The organism is Pelagicoccus enzymogenes (genome assembly GCF_014803405.1).
GTDB classification, from domain to species: domain Bacteria; phylum Verrucomicrobiota; class Verrucomicrobiia; order Opitutales; family Opitutaceae; genus Pelagicoccus; species Pelagicoccus enzymogenes.
This window is the reverse complement of sequence record NZ_JACYFG010000051.1, coordinates 395,378-411,925: the sequence shown is the minus strand read 5'-3', so window position 1 is coordinate 411,925 and position 16,548 is coordinate 395,378. Positions and strand designations below refer to the sequence as shown.

The following is a 16,548-nucleotide window of genomic DNA, read 5'->3' as shown; positions in this document are numbered from 1 at the left end:
CTTCATCTCTTCGTCCCCTCAGTGAAAATCATAACTCCGCGCCGCCGGCACGCCCCCCGTCACCAAGGCCTCGATACGATCCGCCTTCACATGCGTCACCCCCTTCTGACGCTGTAGCACGCCAGAGATCACTAGAAACTTCTCCTGCGTAATCGTCAGCCGACACTTCTCGAAAAGCTGCGGCAAAACAATCGTATTGGAAATTCCCGTCTCGTCCTCCATCGAGATGAACACAAAGCCCTTCGCCGTGCCCGGCCGCTGACGGCAAATCACCTGCCCCGCAATCTTCACCCGAGCCCCATTCGGCGTCGTATCCAAATCGCACGCGCGCCAAACGCCTCCTAACTCGCTTCGCAGCGACGCCATCGGATGCGTGCCCACCGTCACGCCCACCCCCGCGTAGTCCGCCTGCAAACGCTCCAGGTGTGTCATCACCTCCAAGGGGCTCAAGCCCTCCCCCTCCGGCTCCTCCACCCGAGCAAACAAGTCATCCTCGTCCAACAGCGACTCCACCTCCCAAAGCGCCCTGCGCCGATCCCCGCAAAAGCAATTCAAGGCCCCGATCGAAGCCAGCTGCCGCAGCTCCTCCTTATTGAACCGCGTGCGAAAGCGAAAATCCTTCAACGAACGAAACGTCAAGCGATCCCGCTCCGCCACCATCGCCTTCCCCTTCTCCCGCGAAAGCCCCTTCACCATCACCAAACCCAAACGAATCTCCCCAGGTAGGAGCGACCTTGGTCGCGATCCCTCAACCAAAGCACCAACCCCATCCCCGTAGGGCTGGCGCTCGCGCCACGCCGCATCATCCCGACCCCGTGGGAAGCGGCCTTGTGCCGCGATCTCTTCCACATCCCGATCCTGTGGGAGCGTGCTTGTCACGCGATCTCCCCGAGCATCCCGATCCCCATCCGCGCCCATCCGCGTCCATCCGTGGTTCCCCTCACTCTCAACCCTTACACCTTCACCCTTCCACTGCGCAACACACTCCCACCGCGACTCCATCACGCAAACCGCTCTCACCCGGATCCCCCGCCGCTTCGCGTCCTGGATCAAAGTCGCCGGCGAATAAAAGCCCATCGGCTGATTGTTCAGCAGCCCCACAAAAAACTCCTCCGGGTAGTGACACTTCAAATACGTGCTCACATAAGCCAACAAGCCAAACGAGATCGCATGGCTCTCCGGAAAGCCGTAATGCGCAAAACTCGAGACCGACTGCACCACGCTCTTCACCTTCTCCTCTTCTACGCCCCGATCCCGCATCGCCTTCACCAGCTTGCCCAGCACCTTGTTCATCCGCTTCTCGTTGGTACTAAAGGTGCTAACCGCCCGCCGCAGCTCCTCCGCTTCCCCGCCGCTAAAGTCCGCCATCACCATGGCCACCTTCAAGATCTGCTCCTGAAACAAAGCCACCCCCAGCGTCCGCTCCAGCACCTCCACCAAGCGCTCGTCAATATACTCAATCTTGCTCGGATCCTCCCGCCGCTCCAGATACGGATGCACCATCTTACCCTGGATCGGCCCCGGCCGAATAATCCCCACTTCCACCACCACGTCATAAAAACACTTCGGCTTCATGCGCGGCAAAGTCGCAATCTGAGCCCGGCTCTCGATCTGGAAGACACCCACCGTGTCCGCCCGCTGCATCATCTCGAACGTCGCCGTATCATCCTTCGGGATACGAGCCATATCGATATCCACGCCCTTACGATTCAGCGTCTCAATCGTGTCCTGCATCACCGCCATCATCCCCAAACCCAGCAAGTCCACCTTCACGATTCCCAAATCCTCGCAGTCATTCTTGTCCCACTGGCACACGGAACGCCCCGGCATCGACGCCGGCTCCAAAGGCACCACCGTATCCAAAGCCCCCTGACAAATCACCATCCCGCCGGAATGCTGCCCCAAGTGCCGCGGCAAGCCCAGCACCTGCACGCACAAGGCCGACAATGCCTTCGCTCGCGGATGCTCCTTCGCGATACCCGACTTCTCCAGCTGCTCCTCGAAACCCACCCCATGCTCGTAGTTGTGGCTGCCAAAAAGCGACGAAAACCGCCCCAAAAACTCCTCCTCGAAGCCCAACACCTTGCCCACCTCACGCGTCGCGCTCTTGCGCCGATACGTGATCACGTTCGCCGTCATCGCCGCCCCATGGCGCCCATACCTCCGATACACCTCCTGGATCACCTGTTCGCGCCGCTCCCCGCTCGGCAAGTCGATATCAATATCCGGCCAGCTCCGCCGTTCCTCATTCAAAAAACGCTCAAACAACAAGCCCGCCCCCACCGGATCCACCGGCGTGATCTCCAAGCAAAAGCACACCACGCTATTCGCCGCACTGCCCCGCCCCTGAGCCATGATGCCATTGTCCCGACAAAAGTTCACCAAATCCCAAACGATCAAAAAATAGCCCGAAAACCCCAGCTTCGCGATCACCGCCAACTCATGCTCCATCTGCCGCCGCGTCTTCTCGTTCGGCTCCCCGCGAAACCGCTTCCGCGCCCCCGCAAACACCACCTTGCGCAAAAACGTATCCATCGACTCACCACGCGGCACCTCATAGCTCGGAAACTGATAGCCCAAATTCTCCAAGCCAAATTCCACCCGCTCCGCAATGCGCAAGGTATTCTCCACCGCCTCCGGAATATCGCGAAACAGATAACGCATCGCCTCCGGAGCCTTCACGAACCGCTGCCCGTTCCGGCTCAACAAGCCCCCTGCCTCGTCCAACTTCACCTTCTCCCGCAAACAGGTAAACACATCCATCAAAGCCCGTCCCTGCGGCCGCGCATAGCTCACCCCATTCGTCGCCACCAGCGGCAAGCCCTCCGCCGCCGCCAAGTCACGTAGCCCCGACACCAGTCGCTCCTCGCCCCTCTCATGCCGCCGCTGCAACTCCACAAAAACATTTCCCTCGCCAAACACATCCCGCAAAGAACTCACCCGCTCCCGCATCCCATCCTTGTCACCACGCTCCCAATACGGACGCAACACCCCCTCCTCGTCCCCCGTCAAAGCCAACAGCCCCTCGACCCGCCCCGCCAAGTCCTCCCAAGCCACACGCCCCTCCCCCTTCTTCAACTCCTTGTGGGAAGCGGCCTTGTGCCGCGATAGTCCAACCCGATCCGTAGGAGCGACCTTGGTCGCGAAACCACCACCCCGATCATCCCCCAAACCCAAGTGCGTATCCGTCAGCAAACGACAAAGATTCTGATACCCCACCCGCGACTTAACGATAACCGGCAGCGCCGTACCATCCGCCATCGGCAGCTCGCAGCCCACGATCCCCTTCAGTCCCAACTCGCGGCACGCCGTATGAAAGCGAGCCGAACCATAAACGCCGCCCCGATCGCAAAGAGCCATCGCCCCCACGCCCCGATCCGCGCAAGCCTCCGCCAACTCGTCCGGCTGCGACGCCCCCCGCAAAAACGAAAACGCCGACCGCCCATGCAACTCAACATAACTACCCAATCTTCTTCTCCTTCTTCATCTTAATCTTCATCTCCACAACCCTCTCCTACTCGCTTCCCATCTCTTCCGTTCCATTTTAGAAGGAGATTAAGATGAAGAAGCAGAAGAAGAGTTTTAATAATTCCCCTCCACCTTCCACCCATCCGCGTCCTTGCAAATCCGATACACGCCCCCCTTATTCAGCTCCACATCCCACTCCACGCAGTTCCAGCTCCCCGTTTCTTCCCACCAATGCCCCGAATTCAGCCACGGGCCACGCACCGCCTTCACGAAGCCGGAAACCGTTTCGCACTGTATCCAAATCGGCTGACGCCCCTGGAACTCCACCGACGCCGCCAAGCCCGGCCGATACCGCCGCAGCGGCATGCCAAACATCCGCCCCAAATCCAGCTCGCCCACCGGCGGCACCGCAGCCGGCAGCTCCTCCATCCTCACCCCATCCGGACGTCCATCCTCTTCCAACACCGGACGCCCCACTCGATCCTCACCCACGATCCCCGCCACCCGAGACAAGGTCTGCGTGAAGCGATACGGATTCTTCAAGCTACTCTCGAACAAGCCCAACTGCCGCTGCTTGAAGTCAACAACCTCCAGCCAAAGAGAAATCCTCGCCACCGGCGAATCCGTCTCCACCTCCTCCAGCCGAGCCGCCAGCAGCGAAAACAAAGCCCCCTCGTCCGCCGTGGCCTCCGGCAACTTCTGCTCCACCACGAGCGGCTCCCCATACGCCAAGCCCAGCTCCACCCGAGCAAAGGCCGCCACCTTGTGAGCCACCCGCATCCGCAGGCACAGCGTGTCCAAAAAGCGCCTCAGCAAAAACAAAAGCGGATCCACCGAATCCACGTCGTATTCAAATTCCCACGACTCCTCAAACTCCGCCGGCAGCTCCGCCACCGCCACCACCCGCTGTTCCTTGCCCGTCACCCGATCCCAAAGCCGCAGCCCCTCCACGCCCAGCCGCGCCCCCACCGCCGCCCGCTTCAACTTCGCAAAAGCCGACACCGTACGCACCCCCCACTTGCTCAATACATCCAACAATCGAGCCCGCGACGCGGGATCCGCTCCAAACGGCACATCCCCAATCGGCAAACCCTCCACAAACTCCGCCAAGCCCACATAGTGGATCGGCCGCTCCGCGGGCGATTTGTCTTTCTGTAGGAGCGTGCTCGTCACGCGATTCTCCCCTCCCACCAACAACACTCTGCCCGCAAGGGCATCCTGAGCCCAGTCGAAGGACTTCGCCGCCAACGCCGCCACCACGCAACTCTCCGCCACGCCAATCCCCACGCAAATGCCCATTGCCGACAGCTCCGCCACGATCTGCCCGCAACGCTGCAGCGCCTCCTCCAGCTTTGCCCCCTTCAGGTCCACCAGCACTTCCCCCGCGCCATCCCGTTCCACCCGCGGCGACAAAGAATAGGCCAAGGCAAACAACAGCTCCTCCAGCGAGGCTTCCGCCTGCCGCGAGCGATGCCGCACCACCAGCTCCGGACAACGGGCCAAAGCCTGCGGCACCGAAAGCCCCGCATGCACGCCCTCCCGCTCCGCCTCCGCCGTCGCCTCTAGCACTACCGGCTTCCGCGCCTCCGCATCCACCACCACAACAGGTAGGAGCGACCTTGGTCGCGATCCCACAACCCGATCCGTAGGAAGCGGCCTCGCGCCGCGACTCCCAGCAACCCGATCCACGTCCCCTCTCAAAACCGATTGCAAGGCCAGCCTAGGAATCTGCAATACAGCGAACACCTTGCATCCTCCTCGTATCCAAATTCAAAACACACAAATAGAAAAGCTTCATCCCACAGCCCTTCTCACCAACTGAGCAAACCCGCCCCGTTCCCGCGTCCGCTTGCGCAAAACCTCGAACTCCAACTCACAACCCAGCTCCCGCACACTCATATCCATATTTCCGATACACAACCGCCCATCCAAACGCACCCGAACCTGAGCGCTCGGGATCATCGCCTGCGGCGTAAACACGCATACGAAGGCCCCCGACCGTTCCGCTAGGCGCTGCAGGCGGTACCAGTCCGCCGCCTTCACCCGTCGCAGCTCCCGCTCCCCGCAGCCCCGCAGGTCCACCAGCACCATACCTAGGTTCTCGTCCCGCAGCAAAGCGTCCGCCACCTTCATGGTCTCCCCCGCGCTGCGACAGCGAGCCCACAGCAAATGCTCCAGCAACTCCGGCGGCGACGACTGCGGATCGAAGCCATCCGCCCCATCCACCAAAGCCACAAAACGCTGAGCCCGCCGCATGGCCGCCAACAAGTGCAGCAAGAGCACCTGCCCGCCCGAGCTGGCCCCGCTCTCCGCCAGCTCCGTGAGCAGCCCCGAGCGCAAGCCCCCTTCCAGGGCTTCGTCCAACGAGTCGACACCAGTCCCTAGAGTTTCCGATTCAGCCGGCGCCACGCGCTCAACTCCCAGCCCATCAAAGGCTTGCTCCAGACTGGCCGACTCAGCATCTGCACGAGCGGTCGCCATGCCATCATTCCACTGCATTCCCGCAGCCGCGTCAACGCCGCCAAAGGCCTGCGAATCCGCCAAATTCCTAGGCTCTTCATCCCCAAGAATTTGCCCCTCAAAAAAACTTACCTCGCCCGCTTCGACCGTCACCCACCCAAGCTACACCACCCCCTCGGACATCCGCCGTCCAAGGCCTTTTTAGCGAGTCGCAAAAGGTGGCGCGGGTTCTCCGAAGACGCCTCTCCCGTGCGCCGCAGAACAAGGCTCAACCCGACGCGGACGGCAACAAGCGCCGCCCCTGGCCTTTAAACCGTTCCGATCATCTAACAAAGGAGGGCTAAACCCTAAGAAGAAAGACTCACTTGCCAACTCCCACCGCTTTCCTAACCTTCAGCTCAAAGGATCCAAATACTCTCCCAATGACCCTCCATAACCCTATTACCGGATTCCTCGGGACTTCCGCGACCAAGGCCATCATCCCCGGCCTTGCTCTCTCCATCCCTTTTTTCCTCGCTTCCATCGTCTTCCTCCAGCTCAGCCCCTACGCCCAGCTTGCCAACGGTGCAGCCTTCAAGGGCATCGTCTTCGGAGCCATCCTGCTCGGTTTGCTCACAGCATACCTTTTCGTATTCACGAAAAGCCTACTAAGCTATCCGAGCACCATCCACTTCAATGGCCAAACAATTCGCATAAGCTACCGATTCGCTCCAAAAGTTGAATACGCAAGCCAAGATATAGTAGGCGTCAGCCGCGATGCAACCCCTGGGCGGCATGTCACCCTCCGCTTCGAGATGCGAAATGGAAAATCGTTTCCCGCGATGATAAACCTCTACCAGTCAAAAGCCCTTTACTCCTATCTCAGCAATCTTGGCCTGACCGTCTTCTGAACGAATTTCCTAGGAAACCAAAATAGGGAGGCCTCACGTATCATACGACGGCAAAGCAACCCACACCCCATGAAAATCCAACTCCTGCTGACAGCGCTGCTCTGCGCAATCTCTGCAACCACCAGCAGAGCTGCTCCCACCACCCCTCAATTCAAAGTACCGCCACCCCGGACAGGATACAGCCAACTTGAAACAGGAGTCTACCACATCGAGGTCGATTCACGCTCAACAAACACCTCTGACGACAGGGACGCGAAGCTACTCTGCGAAGCGCTGGTTGCTCAAATAGCCAAAGAGGGCGACTACGAAGTTTTGGCTTGGCGAGAGGCCCAATACGAAGCCGCCGAAGGAAGCCATTTCACTGGAACGTCCCACTCTATCGTCATCTGGACTTCAGGGAGCAAAAAACCTACGAAGAAGCCTTCTTAAAATATACTGGCAGGGCTGCACCGGACCGACCCCGCAAATAATACGGTAGCTTTTCATCAAAGCGAAAAACAGTACAGCTTCCCTCCTCCAACCAATATCCCCTAAAAAAGCCATGCCTCGGATCCTCCTCATCCTCGCATTCCTCGCAATCCCCATCGCCCAAGGAATTGAACTTCCGAATCCACCCGATGGATACAGGTGGAAACAAATTCTCGACGAGCAATCCGCCCTCCTCGTCCCCATCGGATGGCATTTCAAATCCCAACACGGGAAGAACACAGACGGATTCTTCGTATCCAAAGAAAACATTGAAGCAGAGGGCAAGTTCGACACCGGCCTTTCCTTGAACGTCATCAAGCAGGTCAAGCAGAGCACCGGACTCGCCCCCAGCAAGTACTCCCTGGCCATGATCGAGCAGATGCAAAAGAGCAAAAAGGTGCTGCTCGCCGATTCCCGCAACGCCGGTGCCTTCAAAGCCTTCACCCTCAGGTTCCTAGATAGCCAGCCAAACGTCCCTGACGTCGTCGTGCACAACCTCTTCATCGCCAACGACGAAACCGGTACCCTCTGGTACTACATCTTCGAAGCTCCCCAGAGCGAATGGGAATCCGCTTGGCAAACGGGCGACACCCTCCTCAGCCACCTTCTGCTGGAAACGGAAATCTAGCTCCCAGGCGGCGCGGCTTCTCCGAAGTCGCTTCAAGTGGAACCAACAACACGAACGCCAAACCTCTTCTCACTCAATCTCACCTACAACCCATGCCCTCCACCCTTCTCGCAATCGCCCTCCTCGCCGTCACCTTCACCCAAGGCGGAATCCTCGATCCCTCCAAGCTCCACGGGGAATGGTACCACGCCTACGAACTTCCCGACGGCAGGACTTACGAAGGCTATACCATCTACCGAGAGGACGGCACCTTCTCCGACAATTCCACCATCTTCTACGACGGAGAGGCGATCGACAGCATCAGGATCGAGGGCACCTGGAAGTTGGAAGGCCGGCAAATGACCTATAAAGGAAAAGTCATCGGACACCCCAGCATCCCGGAAGAGCAGCCCGACGTCACCTGCGAGATCACCGAAATCACCGACGAACGCTACTCCTTCAAATCCCCCATCGACGGCAGCATCCAACACGAAACAAGGGTGAAGTAAAAGCGCAGGCCCTGGTGGCACAGAAATAGCATATCCGTTTCCAACAGATTCCACTACCCATGGGCAGACTCACCGACAAAAATCAGCGGAGACGACTGGGCAAGCTGCACAGCGAAAGCAAGTCTTCCGCCTTCGACTCCAAGGGGTTCGCGGCAGGGATCTTCTTTGGCGTCGCCCTGCTATTCGCAGTTTCCAGTCAATACGCCCCCATGGACATCTTCATCAGGTTCATGTTAGGCGCCCTCGTTATTCTCTTCGTTGCCGTATCCGTGATGATTGTCCTAGAAAAGCGAAACGCCACCAAGACCGGACTTGTCGCCATTGGACTCTTTTGCGTCCTGTTCATCTATAATCTCGTCACCACCGGGCGAGTGGGCTTCGGCTTCCTCTGGCTCGTGGCCGTGCTTTTCGCCACGAAGAAGCTCCTTGAATTCGATGCCTACCTCCGCGCTAAGAAGTAGCCCACACGCAGCGGTTCAACCATCAACGAGCCTCTTGACCCATTCTCAGGAGCACCTAGCCTGCTCCCAGAATCTCGACCCTCGTAGCTTCGAAGCGTTGCCATAGTCTGCCCGTCCAGAACTCGCTCGAGCAAGAGTGATCAACATCCACCGGAATCCCCCCAATGAAATCCACTTTTGGTTACCTCGCTGCCGTCCTTATCATCGGCCTCCTCAGCGCCTTGCCCTACGTTTACAAGCGTGGCTTTGCCGCTGGAGCGGAGAGCGCGCAAGCGTCACTGCCACACGAAGAAAAGCCTCTCGCAGGGTCTTCCGCTCCCGACAGCTTTGCCGACCTCAGCATCCCGCACCCCGAGCGCAACACCTCGGCGTCTCAGCCTACGCCAACCCCAGACAGGTCTCCGGAGTCGCTAGCAATCGACCGCAAGATCGCCCAGTTCGCTCCCTCCACTCCAATCGACCAAGCCTTGCTGCTTTGGACCGAAATCGAAGCCCTGCCCGATGGACCAGCCAAGCGGGAACAACGCGAGACCTTCCTCAAGGCCTTCGGAGAATACCACGGAGAAGCTGGCTTCATCGCCCTGCTCTCCGACGAAGGTCCCAATGCCTTGCGAAGCCTCGGCCCTCTCGCCGCCGGCTGGGCCAGGAACGAACCCGACGCCGCCTGGGCCGCCCTGCTCGCAGCTTCCAACAAGGGAGCCATCCGTGGCATCGACCTCCGCTCCGTCATCGCCGAGGTTTCCCAAACCGATCTCGGAAGCGCCCTTGACATGATCAACGACCTGCAAGGCAACCGCCGCGACCGGGAATTCCGCAGCCTTGCCAACAGCCAGCAGTCCACCGAAGCCTTCCAAGCCATGCTGGAAATGTCGCTGCAGATTCCCGACGACACGTTCCGCGAACGCAGCATGGCTTCCCTCTTCGACGCCTGGTCCGACTTCGACTTCAACAGCTCGCTCGACGCCATCAACACCCTACCCGATCCCAGTCTCGCCAAAAGCTCCATGCACGGCCTGCTGCGCAGCTGGGCCCAACGAGACGGAGCCGAAGCCTTCGCCTATGCTCTCGAAAACCAAGGCGACCCCAACGTAGAAGGCTCCCTTACCAGCGTCGCCAGAAGTTGGTTACGCTCGTCTTCAGCTTTCGAAGTCGACGAAGTCTTCGATGCCTTGGCCTACGCTCCTGAAAGAGACAAGACCCTCTTCGACCTCACCGCCGACCTGATCGCCGCTGATCCAGAGACCACCATGGCCATGGTGCAAGAAATGGAAGATTCCTCCCTTCGCCAACGCACCTTCTCCAAGGCCATCCACTACTGGAGCCGCAATGACCTCGATGGAGCGGAAACCTTCGCCTTTAGCCAAGGGGACCCAACCGCTCAGGCCTCCATGATCTCAACCCTTTCCCGCAGCCGCATGCAAGAGGGCGGCAGCCTCGATCCCTACGCCCAAGCCATCGGAGCGCTCGAGGAGCAAAAGGATCGGCGACGCGCCTTGATCGGACTTAAACGCAACCTCGACAGCCTCGGCACCCAAGCTAGCCAGGAACAAGCCGCTGCCGTCGACCACATCCTCTCCCAATACGCCGCCGACATGGAAGGCGTCACCTTCATGCCAGATGGCCGGGTCCGTATCCGCAATCCACGTACGGAACGCATCAAGGTCAAGACCCCCTAGCCCTGCCTCGGCAAGACTGTCGCAATCGCTGCGATCTCCATGCGAACATCAGCAGTGGGAGAGCGCTTGTCACACGAGGGCGAAGCAACTTCGCGCCTCCTTTTTCGCGTGACAAGCAGGCTCCCACAACCTCCGATACAATCTCAGTCTCCTATCCGCCTCGTCATCCAACTATCCAACTCATGAGCAAGAAGATCGTTTCCATCACCCAAGCCGACAACTGGTTCTTTTGCCAAGAAAGCAAAAGCCGAGATACGCCTCACAGCTACACCCGCCTCAGCGTCTGGGTCGCGTACGAAGATGGCAGCGCAAGCGGACTCCTCTCGAGCCATAGCGGTCAGAGCTTCGAGCTTTCCCATCCCCCTGCCCAAGGCGATGGATTCTACATCCACTGGGACGAACTCAATCCCGAGCAACGGAACGAAGCGCTCATGCAAGGCAAAATCCCGGGTTCTGCTCACCCAGGATTCCAACAAAGCGAAAGCTGAACGAAAGGCGGGCCTAGTGAATTTTTCGCTTATCCCGTCGCATACTCGTCACAACAAGCTCATGTGGGAGCATGCTTGTCACGCGATTTTCCGCTTCAAATCATACGAAAAACGCTCGAGTGTCCTGTCACGGATCGAATGTCGCCTGCAACGTAGCGCTGTGATTCAGCCAGGGGCCGCAGAGAGTAGATCCTTCTATGCGGTCGCCGGCTGAATCTCGGCGCTACGTTTGACACATGACATGTCACTAGCCTTCCGACTCCGCCAGCGACTTCTCGATGGCCGCAACCAGCTTGTCTGACTTGGGAGCAACAGCGGAGCTGAATCGATTGATGATCTCCCCTTCGCCGTTCACGAGAAACTTGCTGAAGTTCCAACCGATGCGACCTGGAAATGGCGACGTCTCCCCTGCCAGCTTTTCGTAGAGCGGGTGACGGTCGGGCCCATTCACCTCGATCTTGGAAAACATGGGAAAACTGACCCCGTAGGTCAGCGAGCAAAACTCCTTGATGTCCTCTTCCGTTCCCGGCTCCTGCCCGCCGAACTGGTTGCAAGGAAAGCCGAGCACCACCAAACCTTTGTCTGCGTATTTGGCGTTGAGCGCCTCCAGCCCCTTGTACTGCTTGGTGTAACCACATTTGGAGGCGACATTCACGATTAACAGCGTCTTCCCCTTATACTTCGCCAGCGTGGTCTCGTTCCCGTCGATGTCGACCAAGGGAATATCGTAAATCGAAGGAGCGGCATACAAATGGGCAGTCATAGCGAAAAAGACGGCAAGGAAGACAGGTGCAAGTTTCATAAAAAAGCAGAACAATGGTTTGAATTGGCTCTACCTTGAGAACGGTCGCATCCGCGTACGATTGCGAACAAGAAACGGGAAATGCGTGCGACCCCTAAACCGAGCCCTCAACTTCCGCCCGCAGCCCGGTTCGCCTCCCTGATACCCTTGGCGGCCTTGCGAATCTCGTTTACATCATCGGTCGACAAACGCTTCAAGTTGCGAAGCTGCATGCTCATGCGCGGATTGCCGCTCAAGCTTTCTTCATGGCGAGCGAGAAAGTCCCAATACAAGACCGTAAACGGGCAAGCACCTTCCCCGCTCCGCTTGTCCGGATCGAAGCGACACTTTTCGCAGTAGTTGCTCATCCTTTTGATGTACTTTCCCGACGCCACGTATGGCTTGGACCCCATCACCCCGCCATCCGCGTACTGCGACATTCCTAGGGTGTTCGGCAACTCCACCCATTCAACCGCGTCCACATAAACGGAAAGGTACCAATCATGCATTGCCTTGGGATCCACTCCGAGCAGCAATCCATAAAGGCCCGTGACCATCAGCCGCTGGATGTGGTGAGCATATCCGTGCTTCATCGTTTGCGTAACCACGTCCCGGATACATGACATCTCCGTGTCTCCGCTCCAATAAAACTCCGGCAAAGGCTCCTGGGCCTCCAGCTCGTTGCGCTGCAAATAGCCTGGCATGTACTCCCAGTAGATTCCGCGCACGTACTCCCTCCAGCCGAGTATTTGTCGGATGAATCCCTCCGCCGACTCGATCGGAACCTTGCCGTCTCGATAGGCTTGCTCGGCCGCCGCTACCACTTCCTTGGGGTCGAGCAGCTTCAGGTTGATCGACGAAGACAGCAAAGAGTGGTTCAAGTAAGGCTCTCCCATCCACATCGCGTCTTGGTGAGCCCCAAACTGAGCCAACTCGCCCTGGATGAAGCTCTCGAGTGCCCGCAGGGCGTCAGCTCGCGTCACCGGCCAGTCGAAGTGTTCAAGATCTCCGGGATGCTCGGAAAATTTCGTATCCACCATTTGGATCACCTCGCGCGTGATCTCGCCTGGCTCGAAACGCTGCCGCGGAAAAAGTCGCTCCGGTCCCTCCTTTCCAAAGGCCTTGCGATTGCTGGCATCGAAATTCCACTTTCCTCCAACCGGCTCTCCATCCTCCATCAACACCCCATGCGTCTTTCGCATCTCGCGATAGAAGTACTCCATGCGCAACTGCTTGCGGCCCTCCGCATGCTGGGAAAATTCCTCGAGAGTCGCGTAGAAGGAATCGTCCTCAACCACCTCCAAGTCTCGCCCCGCCGCCTCGCATGCCGCCTTCAGCTCTTCCAGCACCCGCCAATCCCCCGGTTGCGTCACGCGGACCGACTCAAAGTCGCTCTCTTCGAGAAAAGCCTGCAAGGCTTCCCCCAGGGTTTCGCAGCGCGGCTCGTCGTCGAGGCGACGATAGTGGAGCTCCACCTTCCGCTTCCTCAGGTCTTCTGCGAAGTGGCGCATGGCCGATAAGAACAGGGCGATGCGAATCTTGGAGGACCAGACATGGGTGGACTCAGCCGTGACCTCAGCCATCCATATGGCGTCGAAGGATGAGAAGGCTTTCAAGCGATCAGAGAGCTGATCGCCCAAGACAACGAGGAGGCTCCGTTTTTTCGAGGACATCGGAAAAGGCGAACGAGCCGCGTCGCCTAACAAATGCAGGCTGCAGCCGGATCGATTCCAACCTCAGCGTCTCCTCGATGAAGCGCTCCAACCCTCTCGGCTAAGGCCTTTCGCAAATGCGCCCTTAAGCCAGCTGCACGAGGCTGGAGAGCTCGCCCGTAAACGCCGAGCGGCTGGAACGGGAACGAGTGCTTGTCTTGGACTTTGCGTTGTTTCGCTCCGGCCGCTCCTGGATAATGATCGAGTGCCACCCGGTGCTATAGGTCTCGTAACCGGGGGCCGCAGCATGGGCCACAACCGAAGCTTTTCCGCTGGTATTGATCATCGAGTAGTTTCGCTCTTCGGAAAACAGAGAAGTTATTTCCGTATCCAATGTTTCGTTACCATTCGAGTTCTTCGTATCCGCAAGAACCTTACCGCTTTGATCAACGATGCAAACGCGGGAACGGCTCCACTCCTCTTGCGGAAGCGGCGTACGCTCCACGATGACCTGAGCCAGCTCGTCCCAATTGAACAATATTCCCAATACGCCCAAGGGTCGCCCGGTCGATTCTCCTCCCTCACGCACCACGCACGAGTAGGCCAGGACTCGCTCGCCGTTGACAAGGGAAGAGCGGTGACAGGTCTCGAAGCCGTATTCGTCCCCGTTGGACGTCGCTCTGGCCGAGCGGAACCATTGGCTCTCGGACACGTCAGCCCCGACGCTTCGGTAGCGATCTGGCCTTCCGTTGGCTACCACCTTCCCGTCCAAATCAGTGAGAACGAGATCGTAGTAGACAGTGTAGGCAGAAAGGATGATTCCCATACGCCGCGAGGCGAAGTCCATGCCCTCTCGACTCCGATGGCTAAGAGCGTCCACCAGAGAAGAGTCAGTGGCCCACCAACGCACGTCGCAGGTACGCTCGTATAGGTTGCGGTCGATCAAGTCTATGTTGTTGAGAGCCAAGTCCCGCAGGCGAGTACCCAACATCCGGTAAGCCATCACTTCCGAAATATGATCCACTTCCTTGATAGTGCCCTGCGTCTCCTCGTTCATGTCCTTCGCGACTTTGGATGTACGGTCGGAGAGCTCTTGTATTGCTTGGGCAACTACAGCGAAAGCAGCTCCCGAGGAACCTCCTGCTCGAGCCGCTTCTATCTGAGCGTTAAAGGACAGCAGACGCGTTTGCACGTTCACGTTGGTGATCAAATCGATCGCCTGGCCGATGCTGCTGTTCAAGTCTCGGGCGAGGTCCGAAATACGGTCCAAACTCATGTCCGAGTCGTTCTGGTCTGGAGACAGCCCATGGGCGGGACCAACTGTATCCAAAGAATGGCTTTCTGCGATTTTGTAAGAATCCATAACTACGCCTGAAAGCTACGTCAGACGAATAGGCAGCTTTAAGCGTTTTTCATGGTTTTCCACGATTGTGTAAATTTGAACGCTAACTGCTTAAGATAGTGCACTTTACAGATTCTAATCTGCTCATCTTTGAGCGCTAAAAGGGGCATCCAATGAATATTATTCATAGAAACACACAGATCCCATCAGTCATGCGAATAAAGGCGGAACCAGAGCTCCTGGAGGTAAAAAGATTCTGAAAAGCTGGGATCCACTTCCCTTGCTCGTGCGAAGGTCCCTGTAAGTCGCCCAAGTGGCATAAACGACAACGACAACCAACGCAGACATGAAAAAGTACATCACAACCCTTCTCGCCCTGGCAGCTTTCACTGTTGCCCAAACCGCAAGCGCCCTACACTACACCGAATTCTACGTGGAGCTCGATGGAGCCAGCGAAGTTGGAAGCCCGGGCGACCCAGACGGCACCGCCTGGGGCACCTTGAAGATAGACCAAGCCACCAACGAGATCGTCTGGAGCTTCTGGGCCGACAACATTCTGGTGCCCATCATCGGCTTCCACATCCACAACGCGCCCGCCGGCCAAAACGGCCCCGTCGTATTCAACTTCGACGGCATGCTCTGGGGCAGCGCCATCGATCCCGTGGCTGCCAACATCCTAGCGGCCCCGCAAGACTATTACCTGAATATCCACACCCAAGAATACCCCGCTGGCGCCGTCCGCGGTCAGGTAGCCAATGCGGTTCCCGACACCTCCGCCGCAGCGGTCGGCGGTCTCGCTATCGGCCTCTGCATGATTGCCGCCCGTCGCCTCCGCAAAAAGGAGGCCGAAGCAGCTTAGTACCAACCGATATCCGCCTCCGGTCCGCAGCAATGGCTCGGGCCGGAGGAGACTTTTTTTTGGAATGAAGATCGTCGGAGCAAGCTCTCGACTTCGTCGACTGCCGGAGCGGCTGCGAGGTGTTTAAAAACAGGTGGCGCGGCTTCCCCGAAGACGCCAACGCTAAATCGTCTTCGGTACCGAGGCTTGCCGACAAAGCGAAGCGCCCAAAGCCGATCCACCTCAAAAGTCGAAGCAAGATTCGAAGTATTAAACCCAAAGGGAATAAAAGGGATACCGGTCTGCTCTCGCAGGCATGCCCAAGTTTGCCCCCGGTACCCAACTCAAAAACCTGCAACTCGAAACCATTGACGGCGCAACAACCCACGTTCCCTCGCCGCACCATCGCTTCACCCACTTGCAGTTCCGACGTTTCGCAGGCTGCCCTATCTGCAACCTCCATCTCCAAAGCTTCGCCTCAGCGAACGATCGCCTGCAACGATCAGGCATCCAGGAAATCGTCTTCTTCCACTCGAGCGTAGAATCCCTCCTAAAATTCAATTCCCAGCTACCCTTTCCCGTAATCGCCGACCCCAGCAAGAAACGCTACCGCGACTTCGGCGTGGAGAGCTCACTTCTCAGCGTGCTCCACCCCCAAGCCATGCTCCAAGGGATTCGCGGCGTTCTCCGTCAAGGACTCGGCTTTTCATTGCGAAACGGCCCCCTTGGATTGCCGGCCGACTTCCTGATCGACCGCTCGGGAATCCTCCTTGCCGCCAAGTACGGTACCCACGCCTACGACCAGTGGAGCCTCGAGGAACTCCTCGCTATCGCCCAGGGGGTGGACGCGGCAAGCGTCCAGGAACGCGGATGACCTCGGGCTAGCCTGTCCTCCCGAAAGAGGAAAC

15 protein-coding genes are annotated in these 16,548 nt (G+C 58.3%); 9 read left to right on the top strand and 6 right to left on the bottom strand.

Annotation, left to right across the window (positions count from 1 at the left end; translation table 11 throughout):
• Positions 1-18: 18 nt before the first annotated feature.
• From IEN85_RS20535 to IEN85_RS20525, 3 genes are all read right to left on the bottom strand, one after another.
• Positions 19-3,468, bottom strand: a complete 3,450-nt coding sequence (locus IEN85_RS20535) for a DNA polymerase III subunit alpha (protein ID WP_191618980.1) — start codon at positions 3,466-3,468, stop codon at positions 19-21.
• A gap of 114 nt (positions 3,469-3,582) precedes the next feature.
• Positions 3,583-5,103, bottom strand: coding sequence for a DNA polymerase Y family protein (locus IEN85_RS20530; RefSeq protein WP_191618979.1), 1,521 nt, complete (start codon positions 5,101-5,103; stop codon positions 3,583-3,585).
• A gap of 159 nt (positions 5,104-5,262) precedes the next feature.
• A complete protein-coding gene (locus tag IEN85_RS20525; protein ID WP_191618978.1) occupies positions 5,263-6,012 on the bottom strand; it encodes a RecA family protein in 750 nt (249 codons plus the stop codon).
• Positions 6,013-6,350: 338 nt separating this feature from the next.
• Here IEN85_RS20525 and IEN85_RS20520 point away from each other — a divergent pair, with 338 nt between their 5' ends.
• From IEN85_RS20520 to IEN85_RS20490, 7 genes are all read left to right on the top strand, one after another.
• On the top strand, positions 6,351-6,818 hold the full coding sequence (locus IEN85_RS20520; protein WP_191618977.1) for a hypothetical protein: 468 nt from the start codon (positions 6,351-6,353) through the stop codon (positions 6,816-6,818).
• 69 nt (positions 6,819-6,887) lie between these two features.
• Positions 6,888-7,247, top strand: coding sequence for a hypothetical protein (locus IEN85_RS20515; RefSeq protein WP_191618976.1), 360 nt, complete (start codon positions 6,888-6,890; stop codon positions 7,245-7,247).
• 112 nt (positions 7,248-7,359) lie between these two features.
• On the top strand, positions 7,360-7,914 hold the full coding sequence (locus IEN85_RS20510) for a hypothetical protein (protein WP_191618975.1): 555 nt from the start codon (positions 7,360-7,362) through the stop codon (positions 7,912-7,914).
• A gap of 92 nt (positions 7,915-8,006) precedes the next feature.
• A complete protein-coding gene (locus IEN85_RS20505; RefSeq protein WP_191618974.1) occupies positions 8,007-8,402 on the top strand; it encodes a hypothetical protein in 396 nt (131 codons plus the stop codon).
• A 59-nt stretch (positions 8,403-8,461) separates the two neighbouring features.
• Positions 8,462-8,863: a hypothetical protein gene (locus IEN85_RS20500; protein ID WP_191618973.1), complete on the top strand. Its 402-nt coding sequence runs from the start codon at positions 8,462-8,464 to the stop codon at positions 8,861-8,863.
• A 164-nt stretch (positions 8,864-9,027) separates the two neighbouring features.
• Positions 9,028-10,539 carry a hypothetical protein gene (locus IEN85_RS20495; RefSeq protein ID WP_191618972.1) on the top strand — a complete coding sequence of 504 codons (1,512 nt, stop codon included), beginning with the start codon at positions 9,028-9,030 and terminating at the stop codon, positions 10,537-10,539.
• A 182-nt stretch (positions 10,540-10,721) separates the two neighbouring features.
• Positions 10,722-11,027, top strand: a complete 306-nt coding sequence (locus IEN85_RS20490; RefSeq protein ID WP_191618971.1) for a hypothetical protein — start codon at positions 10,722-10,724, stop codon at positions 11,025-11,027.
• A gap of 247 nt (positions 11,028-11,274) precedes the next feature.
• Here the strand turns inward: IEN85_RS20490 and IEN85_RS20485 are convergent, their stop codons facing one another.
• The 3 genes from IEN85_RS20485 to IEN85_RS20475 form a co-directional block, all read right to left on the bottom strand.
• The gene (locus tag IEN85_RS20485) at positions 11,275-11,829 is read right to left on the bottom strand and encodes a glutathione peroxidase (RefSeq protein WP_191618970.1); all 555 of its coding nucleotides are present in this window, start codon (positions 11,827-11,829) and stop codon (positions 11,275-11,277) included.
• A 107-nt stretch (positions 11,830-11,936) separates the two neighbouring features.
• Positions 11,937-13,481, bottom strand: coding sequence for a cryptochrome/photolyase family protein (locus tag IEN85_RS20480; protein ID WP_191618969.1), 1,545 nt, complete (start codon positions 13,479-13,481; stop codon positions 11,937-11,939).
• A 124-nt stretch (positions 13,482-13,605) separates the two neighbouring features.
• Positions 13,606-14,823, bottom strand: a complete 1,218-nt coding sequence (locus tag IEN85_RS20475) for a methyl-accepting chemotaxis protein (protein ID WP_191618968.1) — start codon at positions 14,821-14,823, stop codon at positions 13,606-13,608.
• A 325-nt stretch (positions 14,824-15,148) separates the two neighbouring features.
• Here IEN85_RS20475 and IEN85_RS20470 point away from each other — a divergent pair, with 325 nt between their 5' ends.
• Positions 15,149-15,661: a CHRD domain-containing protein gene (locus IEN85_RS20470; protein ID WP_191618967.1), complete on the top strand. Its 513-nt coding sequence runs from the start codon at positions 15,149-15,151 to the stop codon at positions 15,659-15,661.
• A gap of 295 nt (positions 15,662-15,956) precedes the next feature.
• Positions 15,957-16,514 carry a peroxiredoxin-like family protein gene (locus IEN85_RS20465; protein ID WP_191618966.1) on the top strand — a complete coding sequence of 186 codons (558 nt, stop codon included), beginning with the start codon at positions 15,957-15,959 and terminating at the stop codon, positions 16,512-16,514.
• The last annotated feature ends 34 nt before the right edge of the window (positions 16,515-16,548 follow it).

What these genes read in the sequence shown, in the direction of transcription:
- IEN85_RS20485 (WP_191618970.1), bottom strand. Translation starts at nt 11,829, where the DNA reads ATGAAACTTGCACCTGTCTTCCTTGCCGTCTTTTTCGCTATGACTGCC.
- IEN85_RS20480 (WP_191618969.1), bottom strand. Translation starts at nt 13,481, where the DNA reads ATGTCCTCGAAAAAACGGAGCCTCCTCGTTGTCTTGGGCGATCAGCTC.
- IEN85_RS20510 (WP_191618975.1), top strand. Translation starts at nt 7,360, where the DNA reads ATGCCTCGGATCCTCCTCATCCTCGCATTCCTCGCAATCCCCATCGCC.
- IEN85_RS20495 (WP_191618972.1), top strand. Translation starts at nt 9,028, where the DNA reads ATGAAATCCACTTTTGGTTACCTCGCTGCCGTCCTTATCATCGGCCTC.
- IEN85_RS20465 (WP_191618966.1), top strand. Translation starts at nt 15,957, where the DNA reads ATGCCCAAGTTTGCCCCCGGTACCCAACTCAAAAACCTGCAACTCGAA.
- IEN85_RS20475 (WP_191618968.1), bottom strand. Translation starts at nt 14,823, where the DNA reads ATGGATTCTTACAAAATCGCAGAAAGCCATTCTTTGGATACAGTTGGT.
- IEN85_RS20490 (WP_191618971.1), top strand. Translation starts at nt 10,722, where the DNA reads ATGAGCAAGAAGATCGTTTCCATCACCCAAGCCGACAACTGGTTCTTT.
- IEN85_RS20505 (WP_191618974.1), top strand. Translation starts at nt 8,007, where the DNA reads ATGCCCTCCACCCTTCTCGCAATCGCCCTCCTCGCCGTCACCTTCACC.
- IEN85_RS20520 (WP_191618977.1), top strand. Translation starts at nt 6,351, where the DNA reads ATGACCCTCCATAACCCTATTACCGGATTCCTCGGGACTTCCGCGACC.
- IEN85_RS20500 (WP_191618973.1), top strand. Translation starts at nt 8,462, where the DNA reads ATGGGCAGACTCACCGACAAAAATCAGCGGAGACGACTGGGCAAGCTG.
- IEN85_RS20515 (WP_191618976.1), top strand. Translation starts at nt 6,888, where the DNA reads ATGAAAATCCAACTCCTGCTGACAGCGCTGCTCTGCGCAATCTCTGCA.
- IEN85_RS20470 (WP_191618967.1), top strand. Translation starts at nt 15,149, where the DNA reads ATGAAAAAGTACATCACAACCCTTCTCGCCCTGGCAGCTTTCACTGTT.